Source organism: Pseudomonas sp. GW821-FHT07F05, from assembly GCF_059418765.1.
Genome location: NZ_JBWKQL010000004.1, coordinates 154856 through 171287 on the forward strand (window position 1 = coordinate 154856; position 16432 = coordinate 171287).

Genomic DNA, 16432 nt, shown 5'->3' on the forward strand with positions numbered 1-16432 from the left:
GCCAAATAATTAGCCTTCATCGCCCGGTTTACGCTGGCTGGGCAAATCTGGAAGGCAATGGGCCACTTTTACCCAGTAATGGCATTGTGCTGGCCTTAACCGCCTCTTCAGGTGGCTCGGCGGTTTCTTGACTCCGGGGACGACTAAAGATCAAACGGTTCAGCCGATAGCAAAGATGACGGGAACGGCAGTGACAGGCCTGTTCCAGACACCTCCTTTGCTGTGCGCATCGCGCACCATGAGTGCACCATGATTGATCTCGCCATCTGGAATCTTTCTGTACCGGTCGGTATCCCAGCCGCCACCATCGACACGCCAAAACTGGTGGCCGGCTACAAGGATGGTTACTTCCGTTCAGGGGACACTTTGTTCTTCTGGGCACCGGTGACCGGGTCAAGGACTGACAACGCGATCTATCCCCGTACCGAATTGCGTGAGACCTACGCCAACGGTGCGGTGCACAACTGGGTTTACTCCCAGGCGGACAATTTCCTGCGCGCGGCGCTGACCGTGGACCAGGTGCCCTCGACGGGCAAGATCGTCATCGGCCAGATCCACTGCTATGGCAGCACCGAGCCGCTGATCAAGCTTGAGTACCAGTACAAGGAAAAACTCAAGAGCGGCAACATCGTCGTCAAGTTTCGCCTGACGCCGACCTCCGAGCCCGAGGTGATTCAGGTCGCGACCGGCGTGCTGCTCAAGGAGCGCTTCACCTACACCATCCACCTGACCGCCGCCGGCAACCTCACGGTCAACGCCCACGAGATGCAATGGGGCACCAAGCTCGACCCGTCGTGGAGCGGCAAGCCGCTGTACTTCAAGGCCGGCGTGTACACCCAGGACAACACCGGCTACGCCACCGAAGGCGGGGCAGCGACGTTCTACAAACTGCAGGCGACCCACGACAAAAAAGCGTGAGGCTTGGGGCAGACTGCTGTCTCGCCTTAAACACCGCCCTTGTGGGAGCTTGCTCACGAAGACGGTATTTCAACCACTGGATATGTAGTGGATGTACCGGCCCCTTCGTGAGCAAGCTCACTCCCACAGGTCCCGCAGCGTGACCAAGATTCCGAGTCGATCACCGATCCGGTGGGAGCGAGCTTGCTCGCGAAGGCTTACTTTCAGCCGCCGGAGGACGCGACTGAATGCCCCGGCCTCTTCGTGAGCAAGCTCACTTCCACAGGTCCCGCACCATGACCAAGATTCCGAGTCGATCACCGATCCCGAGGGAGCGAGCTTGCTCGCGAAGGCTTAATTCCAACCGCTGAAGATCCAGCGGATGTATCGGCCTCTTCGTGAGCAAGCTCACTCCCACAGGTTCTGCAGCAACCTGAAATTCCGACGCGAACCACCATCCCGTGGGAGTCGAGCTTGCTCGCGAAGGCTTACTTTCAGCCGCCGGAGGACGCGACTGAATGCCCCGGCCTCTTCGCGAGCAAGCTCACTCCTACAGGTCCCGCAGCATGACCAAGATCCCGAGTCGATCACCGATCCGGTGGGAGCGAGCTTGCTCGCGAAGGCTTAATTCCAACCGCTGAAGATCTAGCGGATGTACCGGCCTCTTCGTGAGCAAGCTCACTCCTACAGGTTCTGCGACATGCCCAATATCTCAGGCAGAATCACGGTCTTGTGGGAGCGAGCTTGCTCGCGAAGACTGAGTGTTAGCTTCAGAAAATGTGGCTGAATGTCCCGGCCTCTTCGTGAGCAAGCTCAATCCTACAGGTCCCGCAGCATGACCAAAATGCCGAGTCGATCACTGATCCGGTGGGAGCGGGCTTGCTCGCGAAGGCTTACTTTCAGCCGCCGGAGGACGCGACTGAATGCCCCGGCCTCTTCGTGAGCAAGCTCAATCCTACAGGTCCCGCAGCGTGACCAAGATTCCGAGTCGATCACCGATCCCGTGGGAGCGAGCTTGCTCGCGAAGGCTTAATTCCAACCGCTGAAGATCCAGCGGATGTCCCGGCCCCTTCGCGAGCAAGCTCACTCCCACAGGTCCCGCACCATGACCAAGATTCCGAGTCGATCACCGATTCGGTGGGAGCGAGCTTGCTCGCGAAGGCTTAATTCCAACCGCTGAAGATCTAGCGGATGTACCGGCCTCTTCGTGAGCAAGCTCACTCCTACAGTTCATCTGCCGGCAGGTGACAGTCTGCGCTGCGCGCTATCGTGGAAACACCAGCCCGAAACAGATCCGTCCCGGCGTCGGTTGGTTGACCGCCACTTCGCCGCCATGCAGCTGCATGATCGCGGCGACGATCGCCAAGCCCAGTCCATTGGAGTCGGAGCTCTGGTGGCGTGAGGCATCGCCGCGGTAGAAGCGGTCGAACAGTTTGCCCAGCGTCGCGTCGTCCAGCGTCGGGCCCTGGTTCTCCACTTCGATGCGGCAGTGCCTGGCACTTTCAACCACACGAACATCGATGACGCTGCCTTCATCGGCGTAGCGAATCGCGTTCGCCACCAGATTACTCAGCGCCCTGCGCAGCAACAGGGGATCAGCCTCAATCCGAGCGTCGCCTTCGGTGTGCAGGGCGATGTCCCGTTCTTCCGCCAGCCCTTCGAAATAGCCCGTAACCCGTTGCATCTCGTCCGCCAGGTCCAGCGTCTGGCGATTGAGCGCGGCTTGCGCTTCATCGGCGCGCGCGAGGAACAGGATGCTTTCGACCATCCGCGAGATGCGTTCCAGCTCCTCCAGATTGGAGGCCAGCAGCGCCTGGTATTCATCCTCGGTGCGCGGTTGCCGCAGCGCCACCTGGCAATGCCCCATCAGCGAACCCACTGGCGTGCGGATTTCATGGGCCAGGTCGGCGGAAAACTGCGTCAGCCGCTGATAGCCATCGGCAAGCCGGTCGAGCATCGCGTTGTACGCCTCGCCCAGTTGCTGCAGCTCCACCGGCGTGTCGCGGTTGTCCATGCGGCTGTCCAGTTGCGCCGGGGTGATGGCCGCGGCATGGCTGGCCATCCTGCGCAAGGGGCGCAGACCCCGGCGCAGCAACACATATCCGAGCAGCGCCGTGAGCACGAAGGCCAGCGCCACGGCGAACAGGATGCGGTTACGGAAGCCCGCCAGGGTGGCCATTTCCTTGACCGCGATGTGCGCCGCCGTCAGATGCACAGTCTTGCCGCCGGACACGGCTTCGATCGTCGCCGCGCGCATCGGCACCCCTGAATCCAGCATGCCGCTGCGCATGTCGGCCACGCTCAGCGGCATGTCGGCTGGCACCACCGGCATCTCCGGCAGCGGCGCGTGCAGCGGATTGACCATGATCACCGCCGGCTTGCCCGGCTCGGCGATGATGAAAATGTCGTCCTCGCTGTCGAGCATGTTCTCGAACAGCTGCGGGCTGCTTTGCAGCGTGGTCAGGGTCAGGTCGTATTGCAGCAGTTTGCGAAAGTGGTCCAGCCGCGCCAGCACCGCATGGTCGCTGCGGGTCATGACCGCGCCCTTCATGGTCTCGTAGAGGTACATGCCGGCGCTGGTGACGGCGAGCATGGCCACCACCGAAAACGCCAGGGTCGCGCGCAGGGTCAGGGATGGCTGGCGTCGGGCTCGCATGGCCGCACCTCGCAGACGTAACCGATGCCGCGCACGGTGTGGATGAGTTTGATCGGGTAGGGCGTGTCGACCTTGCTGCGCAGGCGCTTGATCGCCACGTCGACGACGTTGGTGTCGCTGTCGAAATTCATGTCCCACACTTCCGAAGCGATCTGCGCCCTCGACAGCACGTCACCCTCGCGGCGCAGAAACAGATGCAGCAGCGCGAATTCCTTGTTGGTCAGGGTGATGACCTGTTGCTGACGCGTGACCCGTCGGCGCAGCAGGTCGAGTTCCAGATCGGCCAGATGAAAATGATCGGCCTCGCGCACCACGCCGCGACGCAGGATGGTGCGGATGCGCAGGAGCAATTCGGTGAAGGAAAACGGCTTGACCAGGTAATCGTCGGCGCCCAGTTCCAGGCCCCGAATGCGGTCCTGCAACTGATCCCGGGCGGTGAGAAACAGCACCGGCACATCCTGCTTCGCCCGCAGGATTTCGATGATCTGCCAGCCGTCGATGCCGGGCAGCATGACGTCGAGCACCAGCAAGTCGTAGCTGTGCTCCAGAGCCATGTGCAGGCCGTCGGTGCCGTGCTGGGTCCAGTCCACTTTGTAACCGGACTCGGTAAGACCTTTCTTCAGGTACTCGCCGGTCTTGGTGTCGTCTTCGATAAGCAGAATGTGCATCGTCGGTCAGGCTCGCTTCACGTCATTGGCAGCGTCGCCGGCGTGGGGTGTCGGATGATTCATCAGATTGGGTCAGAACAGGCGCGAAGGGCTGCAGGCCGCGCCGGATGTGGAGTGTAACCAACGGATGGCGCGCGGTCGGTTACATTTTTGTCATTGATCGGCGCAGTGACGAACCTGCCGCCCGAATGACAAAAATGTAATCGGGCGGTCATTGTCGGGTGCCGGTTACGGGTACAGGATGGTGGTCATGCAACACATGACGTTCCGCTTCAACTTTCCCCAACTGCCTGAAGGAATCCACCGATGAAGATGAAGACAGCCCTGACCACCACGTTCGGCATGCTGATGCTCAGCGCCTCCGTCATGGCCTCTGCCGCCGGCATGGCTGCGGGTGACATGCCTGTGGTCAAGCCACTGCGCGGGACGGTCGACAGCGTCGACAGCAACACCCTGAATTTCACCACCCGTTCCGGCGCCCATCAGAGCATCGGCCTGACCGACAAGACCGGCATCCGTCTGGTCTCCAAGACTGACATCGCATCGATCAAAGCGGACAGCTTCATCGGCTCCGCCGCGACCCCACAGGCCGACGGCACGCTGAAAGCCCTGGAAGTGACGGTGTTCGAACCCAGCCTGAAAGGCAGCGGTGAAGGCCACTACGGTTGGGAAAACGCGGACGGCAGCACCGGCACCATGACCAATGGCACCGTTGGCAAGCTGAGCGGCAAGGCCAACGGTCGTACCTTGAGCGTCGGCTACAAAGGCGGCGAGAAGCAGCTGGTCGTGCCGGAAGACGTGCCCATTGCCTACGTGCAGCCGGGCAAGGTCGATGAGCTGGTCAAGGGCGCGAAAATCGTCGTGTTCCCGGGCGAAGACGGCAAGACCGCACGCGGTGTCGCGGTCGGCAAAGACGGCTTCCAGCCGCCGATGTAAGCGGGTTGCGGCGTCTCACGGCGCCGCTTTCACCGAATCCGTGATGAGTCTCGCCCCATGAAAAAAACCAGAATTCATCCATGGCCCATCCGCCTGACGCACTGGATTAATGCCTTCGGCATGGTCTGCATGTTCATGAGCGGGTGGGGCATCTATAACGCTTCGCCGCTGTTTCGCTTCTCTTTCCCCCGGGATTTCACCCTGGGCGGCTGGCTGGGCGGCGCGCTGGCGTGGCACTTCGCAGTGATGTGGCTGTTGGTAATCAACGGCCTGATCTACGTGCTGTATGGCCTGTTCACGCGGCATTTCAAGCGCGACTTTTTGCCGGTCACCCCCACGGCGGTCAAGCGCGACATGCTTGACGCGCTGCGTTTTCGTCTCAAGCACGAGAAGGGCGTCTACAACGCCGTGCAGCGTCTGATGTATTGGCTGGTGCTGGCTGCCGGCGTGTTGATCGTGCTCACGGGGCTGGCGATCTGGAAGCCGATTCAGTTGCAGGAATTGACCGCTGTGTTCGGCGGATACGACTTCGCCCGTTACGTGCATTTTGCGGCGATGGCGTTCATTGGCGCGTTCGTGGTGGTGCATCTGGCCCTGGTGCTGATGGTGCCGAAAACCCTGATGCCGATGATCACCGGCGGTACGCGTGGGATTGAGAGCGGGAAGGTCGAGCATGATTGAGCCTAAAAAACGCGCCATTGCGCGCATCAAACTGGAGCCGGCCCAGCAGATCCAGCTGGAGAGCCTGCAGCGTCGGCATTTCCTCAAAGGCGGGCTGACCGTGGGCGCGATGGCGATGCTCACCGGTTGCAACCTGCAGGACGGCGATCAGGTGGATAAGGTGCTGTGGAGCATGTCGCGCTGGAACGACCGGGTTCAGGCCTGGCTGTTCAGCGGGCAGAAACTGGCGCCGACGTTCAGCAAGGATCAGGTCCGTAATCCGTTTCCGTTCAATGCGTTTTACAGCGAGGATGATATTCCGGAGCTGGACACGGCGGACTGGAAGCTGGGTGTGTCGGGGCTGGTGCGCGACAAGGCGCCGTGGACGCTGGAGGGGTTGCGCAAGTTGCCCCAGCGCAGCGATATCACGCGCCTGATCTGTGTTGAGGGGTGGAGCGCGATCGGGCAGTGGGGCGGTGTGCCGTTGCGGACGTTTCTGGAGCATGTGGGGGCGGATACGACGGCGAAGTTTGTCGGGTTCAAGTGCGCGGATCGGTATTACTCGAGTCTGGATATGCCGACGGCGTTGCATCCGCAGACGCTGCTGGCGCTGGATTTCGCCGAGGTGGCGTTGCCGCCGGAGTATGGTTATCCGTTGCGGGTGAGGGTGCCGACGAAGCTGGGGTTCAAGAATCCGAAGCATATCGTCGAGATTGTGGTGAGTAATGATAATCCCGGGGGGTATTGGGAGGATCAGGGGTACAACTGGTTTAGCGGGATATGATCCCGTTCGTTTCAGAATCAAGATCAAGATCAAGATCTAAAGCGTCGGCCTAACGGCCTCGGGTTTCGCCTTCGGCGAGTTACTTGGAAAAGCACCCCAAGTAACCAAGGGTGCTTGCTCCTGGTTGGGTTCCTCCTTCGTCGGAATACCCTCACTCCGACGACGCTCCGTGGGCCCGCGCCGAACGGACATCCATGTCCTAGCGGCGCTCTCGCGGCATCCATGCCGCTCGGCCCACTCCGCGTCGTCTGCGTTCGGCCTGCACCCAAGTCGCGATTGGCGGTGTTTGATCTTTTTGCGTAGGAAGATCAAGAGCAGATCAGAAGCAGATCAAGAGCGGATCAAGGGCGGATTGCGGGCTAAGGATGCTGGGGACTTGTGGGAGCGAGCTTGCTCGCGAAGGCATTGGTACATCCGCCGAATAATTGGTGTTTGAAATGCAGCATTCGCGAGCAAGCTCGCTCCCACAGGATGGGTGTGCGATCAGCAAAAATGCTGGCGCCTGGGCTGGCCTCTTCCCGGCTGAAGCCGGTCCTACTGAATGCACCGCGTACACCCCGTGGGACCTGCTTTGCTGATCGTGCCCTCGCTCCGCGTGGGTATGCATCCCAGGACGCTCCGCGTCCATTCCCGGCTGAAGCCGGTCCCACTGAATGCACGCGGTGTCCTGTAGGACCTGCTTCAGCAGGGAAGGCGTCGATCGTCATGCCGCAAACTGATAGCGAACATTCCGGCCTCTTCCCGGCTAAAGCCAGTCCTAAAAACACCGCGGTCACCGTAGGACCGGCTTCAGCCGGGAAGCCCTTGATCTGCTCTTGATGTGCTTTTGATCTTCGGACACAAAAGGCTCAAACACCGCCAATCGCGACTTGGGTGCAGGCTGGACGCAGGTTTCGCGGAGTGGGCCGAGCCGCCTTGATGCGGCGAGAGCGCCGTTGCGGACATGGATGTACGTTCGGCGCGGGCCCACGGAGCGGGACCGGAGTGAAGGAACCCGACGAAGTCGGGCCCAACCGGGAGCAAAGCGTTTTTGGTTACTTTTGGCTGGGCCGGCAATCCGGGCGCTTTTGCCAAAAGTGACCCGCCGTAAGGGCGGAACCATAATTTCAGCAACCACAAATTACGGATATGTCCCCAATCCTCAACAACAAAAAAGCCCGCCTGCCGATCTCTCGGCAAGCGGGCTCTTGAGTACCTGACGAATCAGTTCAGGCCCAATTTCCCGCGCATCTGCGACAGATCTTCAGCCAACGTATTGACCGGACCTGCCAGCGCCTTGCGATCCTGCTCCTTCACCTTATCGTATGTCTCGTAGCCACCGTCCTTGGTCTTGTACTTCGCCAGGATCTTGTCCACGGTCGCAAAGTTCTTCTCGACCTTCGCCACGAACGCCTTGTCCGACTCCTCCAGCTGCGGCTTGAACAAATCAACGATCTTCTTCGAACCGTCAACGTTGCCCTGGAAATCATACAGATCGGTATGGCTATAACGATCTTCCTCGCCCGACAGCTTCGTCGCCGCCACTTCTTCCATCAGCGCAGCAGCACCGCCCACGACTTTCTCTGGCGGGAAGGTGATGCCAGCGATACGCGACTGCAGCTCTTTGACATCAGCCAACAGCTTGTCCGCGAACACGCCCTGATCCTTGGTGGTGTTCTGCGAGAACAACGCATATTCCAGGCGGTGGAAACCGGTGAAATCGTCGGCCTTCACACCGTTCTCATGATCGTCTTCACGGGAGTCGATCGACGCGTCCAGGTCGCTGAACAGTTCGGCGATCGGCTCGATCGACTCGTACGACAGGCGCGTGGTCGGGAACAGCTTTTTCGCCGTTGCCAGGTCGCCCTTCTTGATCGCGTCGGTGAACTTCTGCGTGTCGGCGGCCAGGGTGTCGACGTTTTCGGTCACGTAGATCTTGTAATCCGAAACCGGCGTGACCAGATCCAGCGGCGCGGTGGCGGCGAACGCGGACATCGATGTCTGCAACAGGCCAAAGGTCAGCAACAAAGCGAGGGGCGACTTTTTCATAGAGCTCTTCCTGTGAGGTAAGGGTTGTCAGGCAGTTTTTGTTGTGTGGGCAGAGGCGGCCAGCAAGGACCGGCCAATGAAATCGTTGCTGTCGACCACGCCCGGCAGGGTGAAGAAATACCCGCCGCCCACCGGCTTGAGGTACTCCTCAAGCGGCTCGCCGTTGAGGCGCGTCTGCACAGTAATGAAGCCTTTCTCCAGGTCCGCCTGATAGCAGATGAACAGCAGACCCATGTCCAGCTGACCGTTCTTGTTCACGCCGTTCGAGTAGTTGAACGGGCGACGCAGGATCAGGTTGCGCTGGGTTTCGGCCGTGCGCGGGTTGGCCAGGCGGATGTGGGAGTCCAGCTTGGTGATCTTGCCTTCCGGATCGTTCTGGAAATCCGGGACGTCGGTTTCGGTCTTGCCATGCATCGGCGCGCCAGTGGTTTTGACCCGGCCGATGATCGATTCCTGCTCCTGCAGCGGGGTGCGGTCCCAGCGCTCGACGAAGTTGCGGATGATGCGCACCGCCTGATAGCTGCCGTTGGCGGCCCAGGCCGGTTCGTCGCTGCCCGGTTGCACCCAGACCAGCTCGTTCATGGTCTTCTGGTTGTTCGAATCGGGGTTGGCCGAGCCGTCGCGGAAGCCCAGGAAGTTGCGCGCGCTTTCCGGCGGCTGGCCCGGTTTCAGCGGGGCTTGGGCGGGCACGGTGCCTTCCTGTTTCCAGCGCACCAGCAGCAGGTCCGGCAGGTTTTTCACGATATCGCGCAGGGCGTGAATGTTGCTGTCCGGGGCGTTCGAGCAGAACTGAATGCTCAAATCGCCGTGGCAGCAATCGGCTTCCAGCGCGTCGTTGGAGAAACCGACCATGCGCTGCAGACGCTTGGGCTTGACGGGTTCCAGACCAAAGCGGTCGTCGAACAGCGAGTCACCCACCGACACGGTAATGGTCAGGTTGTCCGGCGTAACCACCGGGCCGAGGATGCCGGAATCCAGTGGCGGCAGTTTCGGGTCGACCTGGGGCACGGGGCCTCCGGTCATCAGAAACGCAATGCGCTCGTTCAGCGTGCGGAACATGCGCTCAAGATCTTCGCGGTCCTGGGCCAGCACGTCGAAGGAGACCATCATCCCGGCGGTTGGGCGCGGGGTGACGATGCCGCTCTGATGCGGGCCGTGGAACGCGTTGTGGTCCTGGGTTTTTTCGCTTTTCGGTGCTTCGGTGACCTGCGCCGGCGCGGTGGCGGCGAACGCGTTGCCGGTCAGGCTGGCACCGGCCACCGCTGCGCCCGCAGCGCCAAGGCCCAGCAGGACGCGGCGACGGTCAGTGGAGATCGGCGCGTTTTTTGAATCGGAGTCTTTCATGTGAATGCTGTCTTCGCTCTGGTTTCAGGGCCGGGCGGGTGCATGGGGCACCCGCCTGGGCACGCTCACAGGCCTGAGAGGCCGAGGGCCGGATCGATTCCATCGAGTGCGTCGGCCAGTGCCTTGGCCTTGTCTGCTACTTGTTTTCGTTGTTCGGTGCTGACCTGGTCGTACGGCTTGAAGCCGTCGGCGGTCTTGAGCATCAGCAACTGGTCATCCAGGGCGGTGCTCGCGGTGTCGATCTTTTTCAGCATGTCGCCGGAGGACTTGGCCAGCAGCGGACGCAGCAGGTCGATGACCTTGCGCGTGCCTTCCAGGTTGGCGGCAAAGCCGTTCACGTCGAGGTGGCTATAGCGTTCTTCTTCGCCGTTGCTGCGGACTTCGGCGATGCTGCGCATGTTGCGCACGACCATGCTCGCCAGTTGTTCCGGGGCAATGCTCTGGGCCAGCAATTGCTGTTTCAGGCTGGCGATGTCGGTTTGCAGCTTCTGCACGACCGGCGTCAGGCCATCGACGGATTTCTGCGAGAACAGGCCGAATTCCAGGCGGTGGAAGCCGCCGAAGCCCGGGTCCTGTTCGCGTTTTTCGTAGTAATCGGCGCGGGCGTTGATCGCGTTGTCCAGCTCGGACAGGCGCTGGGCCGCAGGGGCGATGCGCTGATAGGCAGCACGGGCCGGCGCGTAGGCGTTCTGCGCCTGGGCCAGATCGCCGCTGTCGATGGCTTGTTGCAGATCATTCACTGCGCGGATCAACGCGCTGCTCTGGGTGCTCAGGTAGACGCGGTATTCGGACAGCGGGCCGATGAAGGCGACCATCGACGGACGCGCTTTGGCAGCGGCATCGGATTCAGCGGTCGGCGTCACGTGCAGGGTGCCGCGCGGGTTGCTCAGCAGGCCGCAGGTGATGGCGTAGTCGCCCGGCTGCAGGTTGGCGTTGATGATCTGGCTCAGGCCCGGAACGATGTTTTCGCGTTCTTCCACCACGAACACGCCGTCGAGGATTTCCCATTCCACGGCGCGATCCGAAGCGTTGACGATGCGGAAAGCGTTCTTCCCGGCCGGCACGGTGATCGAATTCGGCTCGCAGCTTTTGGCGTTGATGGTCACGACGGTTTCATTGCCGCTGTTGGCGATGCGCTTTTGCTGCGCGGCCTGGGAGGCGAAATAAAACATGGCGCCGGCGGCGATCATCAAAATCACCGAGCCTGCAACGGCGAACTGCAAGGCGCGAGGGGGCTTGGCTTTCTTGGGAGGAAGGCCGTTGGCAGTGGAGTTCATGGGAGCCCTTATTTGTTCGTAACTGAATGCGTAACCGAAGAAGTGTGACCGTGTTCATGGGCCGGGCGGGTGGGCAGACTCACCACCCGCGCCTGGGGCTTGAAGAACAGGAACAGCGCAAAGACCAGGTAAGCCAGGTACGCCACCAGCACGCTGACGGTCGGCGCATCCTGATAGCCGAACATGCCGGCCAGCACCGAACCGGTCGGGCCGTCCATCGGCAGGATCGCGCTGATGTCGAAGACCACGTCCTGGAAGTGGTTCCAGACCCCGGCTTCGTGCAGCGAACGCACGGAGTTGGCCAGAATGCCCGCCGCGACGACGAGGATGAACAGGCCGGTGTAGCGGAAGAACTTGCTCAGGTTCAGGCGCATGCTGCCTTTATAGATCGCGACGCCGATGCATACCGCGATGATCAGGCCGAACAGCGCACCCAGCGGGCCGGACACGCCTTCGCTCTGCTGGAACACGGCGAGCAGGAAAAACACGGTCTCGAGGCTTTCACGGGCCACGGCGAAGAACACCATGCCGATCAGCGCGTAGGTCTGGTTTCTCGACCCGGCCAGCGCGGCGTCCAGGGACTGGTGCAGGTCATGCTTGACCGAGCGCGCGACTTTGCGCATCCACACGACCATCGAGCTGAGGATGACCACGGCGACGAGGCCGACGATGCCTTCGAACAGTTCCTGCTGCTTTTGCGGGAATTCAGCGCTGACCATCTCCAGACCACCGCCGACGAACAGCGCCAGGGCGACCGCCAGGAACACGCCGATCCACACCGCAGGCATCCACTCGCCGCGGCCGGTCTGTCTCAGGTAACTGGCAATGATGCCAACGATAAGCGCGGCTTCAATCCCTTCGCGCAGCATGATCAAAAAAGGAACGAGCATTTATCACCGGTGCATATCTGATAGGGTGTGCGACGTGAATGCGTCGGGTAGCCATTCGCATTCAGCCAATGTGTAACATAATGATACTCATTATTGAATGCGTGCACTGGTTTTTTTGCAAAACCCTGCTTGTTCAGCCGGGGTTCAGGCAGTGAGGGAGCTGGAAGCTTTAAGCGCGCAAGCGGCCAGAGCGTTTTAGCGTTCACAGCGCGGCTTTCAGGGTCTCGACGAATCGCAGCGCTGCCGGGCTCGGGTCCGATCCAGCACGGGTAATCAGCCCGATCTCCCGACACACCCCAGGATGCTCGACTCGCACCTGCGTCAAATCGCCGCGGCCCTCGTCGGCGGACTCCGGCAGCAACGTCATCCCCAGTCCCTGCCGCACCAGCGCCATGACCGTCGACATGTAGTTCGCTTCCAGTCCGGGCGTCAGCACAAGCCCTTCTTCGGCAAATAACTGTTCCACCCGCTCGCGCACACTGCTGTCGCGACCGGTGAGGATGATCGGCTGTCCCGCCAGGGCCTGCAGGGTGACCGAACGCTCCTGTGCCAGCGAATGGTCAGCGGGAACGAACAGGCTCAGCCGGTCGACCATCACCACCTCGAACGCCAGCCCGTGGCCCATGCGCGCCCGCACTCCCAGCCCGAAATCCACTTCGCCCTCGCGCACCAGCGCATCGATCCGCTGCGCGACCACGTCACGCAAGCGCACTTCGACGCCGGGGAACTGCTCGCGAAAGGTTTTCAGAATGGGCGGCAGCGTGCCAGAACACATCGACGGCAGGGCAGCGATGGTCACCACGCCCCGACGCAGCGCGGCCAGATCCCGTGAGCCGCTGACGATGTTGTCCAGGTCCAGCAGCAGTTTCTCCATGGGCCCGCGATTGTTCTGACCCGCAGCGGTCAGGCTGACCTGGCGCGGGCTGCGCTCCAGCAGGGCAACGCCGAGCCATTCTTCCAGCTGCTGGATCTGCACGGTCAGGGCGGACGGCGACAGGTTCAGCTCCAGCGCCGCCTTGGCAAAGCTGCCGGTGTTGGCGACGGTCAGGAACGCGCGGATGTGCTGAATCGAGTTTTTCATGGCGCTGATTTCCAATGCTTCTTGTCGCGGCGTCATTCGGTTTTTCCGAACGCAGGGCGCCGAACATTTCAATTTACAAAGCTTACCCCCGTTTCGATACTCGCTGAAAACAACAACAGCTCGTCCCGCCGCCCGCCGGTCAGGGATGACGAAGGATCAAACCATGCTCGCCACCCTTGGTGTCATTACCATCCTCTGCCTGCTCGCTGCTGTCATGAGCAAGCGCGTCTCGCCCTTGGTCGCCCTGATTGCCTTGCCCATCATCGCCGCGCTGATCGGCGGATTCGGTCTGCAAACCAGCGGCTTCATCATCACCGGTATCAAGAACGTCGCCCCGGTGGTCGGCATGTTCGTGTTCGCCATTCTGTTCTTCGGGGTGATGACCGACGCCGGCATGCTCGACCCGATCATCGACCGCATCCTGCGCACGGTGGGCACGCGTCCTACGCGGATTGTCGTCGGCACCGCACTGCTGGCGTTGCTGGTGCACCTCGACGGTTCCGGCGCGGTGACCTTTCTGGTGACGATCCCGGCAATGCTGCCGCTGTACACGCGGCTGGGTATTGATCGGCGGATTCTGGCCTGCGTCGCGGCGATGGCGGCGGGGGTGAATTTCCTGCCGTGGACCGGGCCGGTGCTGCGTTCGTCGGCGGCGCTGCATGTACCCGTGTCCGAACTGTTCCAGCCGCTGATTCCGGTGCAGATCGTTGGCCTGGCCTTTGTTTTCTTTTGCGCCTGGATGCTCGGGCGGCGTGAGGAAAAGCGCCTGGGGCTGGGCCGCTTTCAAACCACGGCCGAGCACATCGACGTGGTGCCGCAGCGTGTGCTCACCGAGCAGGAAGCGGTGCTGCGCCGGCCGCGTCTGTTCTGGCTCAACCTGGTGCTGACCATCGTGGTCATGGCGGTGATGATTTCCGGCTGGGTCGATCCGGTGGTGATGTTCATGGTCGGCACGGTGCTGGCGCTGTGCATCAATTACCCCAACGTCGACGCCCAGCGCGCGCGCATCGATGCCCACGCCAAGACCGCCCTGACCATGGCCAGCATTCTTCTGGCGGCGGGGGTCTTCACCGGGATCATGCAGGGCACCGGCATGCTCAAGGCCATGGCCGAAGTGGCGGTGGCGCAAATCCCGGCCGGCCACGGCAAGTTGATTCCGATGGTGGTGGGCTTCCTGTCCATGCCGCTGAGCCTGTTGTTTGATCCCGATTCCTTCTACTTCGGCGTGATGCCGGTGATTGCCGAAGTCGGCCGCTCCCTGGGCGTTGATCCGCTGCAAGTGGCCCAGGCCTCGCTGCTGGGCGTGCACACCACCGGTTTCCCGGTCAGCCCGCTGACGCCGGCCACCTTCCTGCTGGTCGGGCTGTGCAAGGTCGAATTGGCCGACCACCAACGCTTCACCATTCCGTTTCTGTTTGCCGCATCGGTGCTGATGACCCTGACCGCACTGTTGCTGGGAGTGTTTTAAATGAAGACATTACGTATCGGCTCTGGCGCCGGTTATTCCGGTGATCGCATTGAGCCTGCGGTCGAACTGGCGGAGAAAGGCGAACTGGATTACCTGGTCTTCGAGTGCCTGGCCGAGCGCACCATTGCCCTGGCACAACAAGCGCGGCTCAGCGATCCCGAAGCCGGTTTCGACCCGCTGCTGAGCGAGCGCATGCGTCGCGTGCTGCCGTTCGTTGGGCGTGGACGGGAAGTCGGGCAACGGCGGCTTCGGCTGATCAGCAACATGGGCGCGGCCAATCCGCTGGCGGCGGCGCGGGAAGTGCGCCGCATCGCGGTCGAGTTGGGGCTGCACGGGCTGAAGGTCGCGGCGGTGACGGGGGATGACGTGCTCGCTGTTCTAAGGGCGAGTCCTGAACAGATGCTGGATAACGGCGCGACAATTGTTTCGTTGGGTGATCGGTTGATCTCGGCGAATGCCTACCTGGGTGCCGAGGGGATTGTCGAGGCGCTGGAGGCCGATGCCGATGTGGTGATTACGGGCCGTGTGGCAGACCCTTCATTGTTTCTCGCGCCGCAGGTCTTTGAGTTCGGTTGGGCCGAGGACGACTGGACACGGTTGGGAAGCGGCACCTTGATCGGCCACTTGCTGGAATGCGCCGGGCAGATCACCGGCGGCTACTTTGCTGATCCGGGGGTGAAAGAGGTGCCGAGCCTGGCGCGCCTCGGGTTTCCGCTGGCTGAAGTCGATGCCGAGGGCAGGGCGGTGATCAGCAAGGTCGCAGGCTCCGGCGGGCGGATCGACACCGCCACCTGCACCGAGCAAATGATTTATGAAGTGCACGACCCGGCGGCGTACCTGACCCCGGACGTGACGGCGGATTTTTCCGGCGTGTCGTTTAGCGTTGTTGCCTCTGACGAGGTGCGGGCTGAGGGCGCCGATGGCCGCGCGCGACCCGAGACGCTCAAGGTCTCGGTGGGTTATCTCGACGGCTGGATCGGCGAAGGGCAGATTTCCTATGGCGGCCCCGGCGCACTGCCCCGCGCGCAACTGGCGCGGGACGTGGTGCTGGAACGTCTGCAACTGACCGGCGTGGTCTTCGATGACGTGCGCGCCGAGCTGATTGGCGTCGACGCATTGCACGGTGCGGCGCTGGGTTCGCGGACGGCGGCCGAGCCGTGGGAGGTGCGCCTGCGGGTCGCGGCGCGCTGTGCAGACAAGGCCGAAGCCGTGCGCATCGGCAATGAAGTCGAAACCCTCTACACCAACGGGCCCTATGGCGGCGGCGGCGCGACCAAGGGCGTGCGGCAAGTGGTGGCCGTGGCGTCGCTGCTGATGCCGCGGGATGCCGTCAAGGCGAAGGTTCATCTGGAGGACGCATCGTGAGCACCGTGAAATTGCGCGAACTGGCCCATTCCCGGACCGGCGACAAGGGCGACACCTCGAATATTTCGGTGATCGCTTTCAAGGCGGAAGACTACCCGCGATTGTTGGAGGTGCTGACGGTCGAGCGGGTGGCTGAGCACTTTGCCGAGTTGCTGGGGAGCGATGCCTCGCGGGTGCTTCGGTATGAACTGCCAAACGTGCACGCGCTGAATTTTGTGCTGCCGGGGATTTTGAAGGGGGGCGTTACACGGTCATTGGCGCTGGATGCCCACGGCAAAGCGCTGGGGGCGGCGTTGCTGGATATTGAGGTTTAGGATCGAGAGTGTTGCTATAGCGGCCGACGCCTTCCCGGCTGAAGCCGGTCCTACGGGGTGCCCG

At 61.9% G+C, this 16432-nt stretch carries 14 protein-coding genes; 7 read left to right on the forward strand and 7 right to left on the reverse strand.

All coding sequences use genetic code 11. The annotated features are described in order from the left end of the window. The first annotated feature begins 249 nt into the window (after positions 1-249). Complete coding sequence (locus tag AC07RO_RS11945; protein ID WP_192174238.1) at positions 250-918, forward strand: polysaccharide lyase family 7 protein; 669 nt, start codon at positions 250-252, stop codon at positions 916-918. Between the two features lie 1243 nt (positions 919-2161). On the opposite strand, the gene AC07RO_RS11950 is transcribed toward AC07RO_RS11945, so the two are convergent. Together AC07RO_RS11950 and AC07RO_RS11955 are read right to left on the reverse strand one after the other, a co-directional pair. After that, positions 2162-3553: a heavy metal sensor histidine kinase gene (locus AC07RO_RS11950; protein ID WP_495086110.1), complete on the reverse strand. Its 1392-nt coding sequence runs from the start codon at positions 3551-3553 to the stop codon at positions 2162-2164. Beyond that, positions 3526-4221, reverse strand: a complete 696-nt coding sequence (locus AC07RO_RS11955) for a heavy metal response regulator transcription factor (RefSeq protein ID WP_065988665.1) — start codon at positions 4219-4221, stop codon at positions 3526-3528. Before AC07RO_RS11955 ends, AC07RO_RS11950 begins: the two co-directional genes overlap by 28 nt. A gap of 312 nt (positions 4222-4533) precedes the next feature. On the opposite strand from AC07RO_RS11955, the gene AC07RO_RS11960 reads away from it, so the two are divergent. Genes AC07RO_RS11960 through AC07RO_RS11970 form a run of 3 tightly spaced genes read left to right on the forward strand, consistent with a single transcriptional unit; the run spans position 4534 to position 6601 of the window. Continuing rightward, entirely contained in the window at positions 4534-5157 is a 624-nt protein-coding gene (locus AC07RO_RS11960; RefSeq protein WP_495086211.1) for a hypothetical protein, read from the forward strand. Between the two features lie 57 nt (positions 5158-5214). Further along, a complete protein-coding gene (locus AC07RO_RS11965; RefSeq protein WP_122622694.1) occupies positions 5215-5838 on the forward strand; it encodes a cytochrome b/b6 domain-containing protein in 624 nt (207 codons plus the stop codon). After that, positions 5831-6601, forward strand: a complete 771-nt coding sequence (locus AC07RO_RS11970) for a molybdopterin-dependent oxidoreductase (protein WP_423573896.1) — start codon at positions 5831-5833, stop codon at positions 6599-6601. Before AC07RO_RS11965 ends, AC07RO_RS11970 begins: the two co-directional genes overlap by 8 nt. Positions 6602-7804: 1203 nt before the next feature. Here AC07RO_RS11970 and efeO (AC07RO_RS11975) read toward each other — a convergent pair. The 5 genes from efeO (AC07RO_RS11975) to AC07RO_RS11995 all read right to left on the reverse strand — a co-directional run bounded on the left by efeO (AC07RO_RS11975) (position 7805) and on the right by AC07RO_RS11995 (position 13221). Beyond that, on the reverse strand, positions 7805-8629 hold the full coding sequence (gene efeO / locus AC07RO_RS11975; protein ID WP_495086111.1) for an iron uptake system protein EfeO: 825 nt from the start codon (positions 8627-8629) through the stop codon (positions 7805-7807). A gap of 27 nt (positions 8630-8656) precedes the next feature. Beyond that, positions 8657-9973 carry an iron uptake transporter deferrochelatase/peroxidase subunit gene (gene efeB / locus AC07RO_RS11980; RefSeq protein WP_495086112.1) on the reverse strand — a complete coding sequence of 439 codons (1317 nt, stop codon included), beginning with the start codon at positions 9971-9973 and terminating at the stop codon, positions 8657-8659. Positions 9974-10038: 65 nt separating this feature from the next. Beyond that, positions 10039-11250, reverse strand: a complete 1212-nt coding sequence (gene efeO / locus AC07RO_RS11985; RefSeq protein WP_495086113.1) for an iron uptake system protein EfeO — start codon at positions 11248-11250, stop codon at positions 10039-10041. Between the two features lie 8 nt (positions 11251-11258). After that, on the reverse strand, positions 11259-12140 hold the full coding sequence (efeU, locus tag AC07RO_RS11990; RefSeq protein ID WP_192175103.1) for an iron uptake transporter permease EfeU: 882 nt from the start codon (positions 12138-12140) through the stop codon (positions 11259-11261). Between the two features lie 202 nt (positions 12141-12342). Further along, positions 12343-13221 carry a LysR family transcriptional regulator gene (locus tag AC07RO_RS11995; protein WP_495086114.1) on the reverse strand — a complete coding sequence of 293 codons (879 nt, stop codon included), beginning with the start codon at positions 13219-13221 and terminating at the stop codon, positions 12343-12345. Between AC07RO_RS11995 and AC07RO_RS12000 the strand changes: the two genes are divergently transcribed. The 3 genes from AC07RO_RS12000 to AC07RO_RS12010 are packed head-to-tail and all read left to right on the forward strand — an operon-like array spanning position 13220 to position 16368. Then, positions 13220-14689 (forward strand): CitMHS family transporter, encoded by a 1470-nt coding sequence (locus AC07RO_RS12000; RefSeq protein ID WP_495086115.1) that lies wholly within the window; start codon positions 13220-13222, stop codon positions 14687-14689. The two genes, AC07RO_RS11995 and AC07RO_RS12000, sit on opposite strands and share 2 nt — an antisense overlap. Continuing rightward, positions 14690-16054: an acyclic terpene utilization AtuA family protein gene (locus tag AC07RO_RS12005; protein ID WP_495086116.1), complete on the forward strand. Its 1365-nt coding sequence runs from the start codon at positions 14690-14692 to the stop codon at positions 16052-16054. Next, complete coding sequence (locus tag AC07RO_RS12010) at positions 16051-16368, forward strand: AtuA-related protein (protein ID WP_495010159.1); 318 nt, start codon at positions 16051-16053, stop codon at positions 16366-16368. The genes AC07RO_RS12005 and AC07RO_RS12010 overlap by 4 nt, the downstream gene beginning before the upstream one ends. Positions 16369-16432 lie beyond the last annotated feature (64 nt).

What these genes read in the sequence shown, in the direction of transcription:
- AC07RO_RS11945 (WP_192174238.1), top strand. Translation starts at nt 250, where the DNA reads ATGATTGATCTCGCCATCTGGAATCTTTCTGTACCGGTCGGTATCCCA.
- AC07RO_RS11955 (WP_065988665.1), bottom strand. Translation starts at nt 4,221, where the DNA reads ATGCACATTCTGCTTATCGAAGACGACACCAAGACCGGCGAGTACCTG.
- AC07RO_RS11960 (WP_495086211.1), top strand. Translation starts at nt 4,534, where the DNA reads ATGAAGACAGCCCTGACCACCACGTTCGGCATGCTGATGCTCAGCGCC.
- AC07RO_RS11995 (WP_495086114.1), bottom strand. Translation starts at nt 13,221, where the DNA reads ATGAAAAACTCGATTCAGCACATCCGCGCGTTCCTGACCGTCGCCAAC.
- AC07RO_RS12005 (WP_495086116.1), top strand. Translation starts at nt 14,690, where the DNA reads ATGAAGACATTACGTATCGGCTCTGGCGCCGGTTATTCCGGTGATCGC.
- AC07RO_RS12000 (WP_495086115.1), top strand. Translation starts at nt 13,220, where the DNA reads ATGGCGCTGATTTCCAATGCTTCTTGTCGCGGCGTCATTCGGTTTTTC.
- efeO (WP_495086113.1), bottom strand. Translation starts at nt 11,250, where the DNA reads ATGAACTCCACTGCCAACGGCCTTCCTCCCAAGAAAGCCAAGCCCCCT.
- AC07RO_RS11950 (WP_495086110.1), bottom strand. Translation starts at nt 3,553, where the DNA reads ATGCGAGCCCGACGCCAGCCATCCCTGACCCTGCGCGCGACCCTGGCG.
- AC07RO_RS11965 (WP_122622694.1), top strand. Translation starts at nt 5,215, where the DNA reads ATGAAAAAAACCAGAATTCATCCATGGCCCATCCGCCTGACGCACTGG.
- AC07RO_RS11970 (WP_423573896.1), top strand. Translation starts at nt 5,831, where the DNA reads ATGATTGAGCCTAAAAAACGCGCCATTGCGCGCATCAAACTGGAGCCG.
- efeB (WP_495086112.1), bottom strand. Translation starts at nt 9,973, where the DNA reads ATGAAAGACTCCGATTCAAAAAACGCGCCGATCTCCACTGACCGTCGC.
- efeO (WP_495086111.1), bottom strand. Translation starts at nt 8,629, where the DNA reads ATGAAAAAGTCGCCCCTCGCTTTGTTGCTGACCTTTGGCCTGTTGCAG.
- efeU (WP_192175103.1), bottom strand. Translation starts at nt 12,140, where the DNA reads ATGCTCGTTCCTTTTTTGATCATGCTGCGCGAAGGGATTGAAGCCGCG.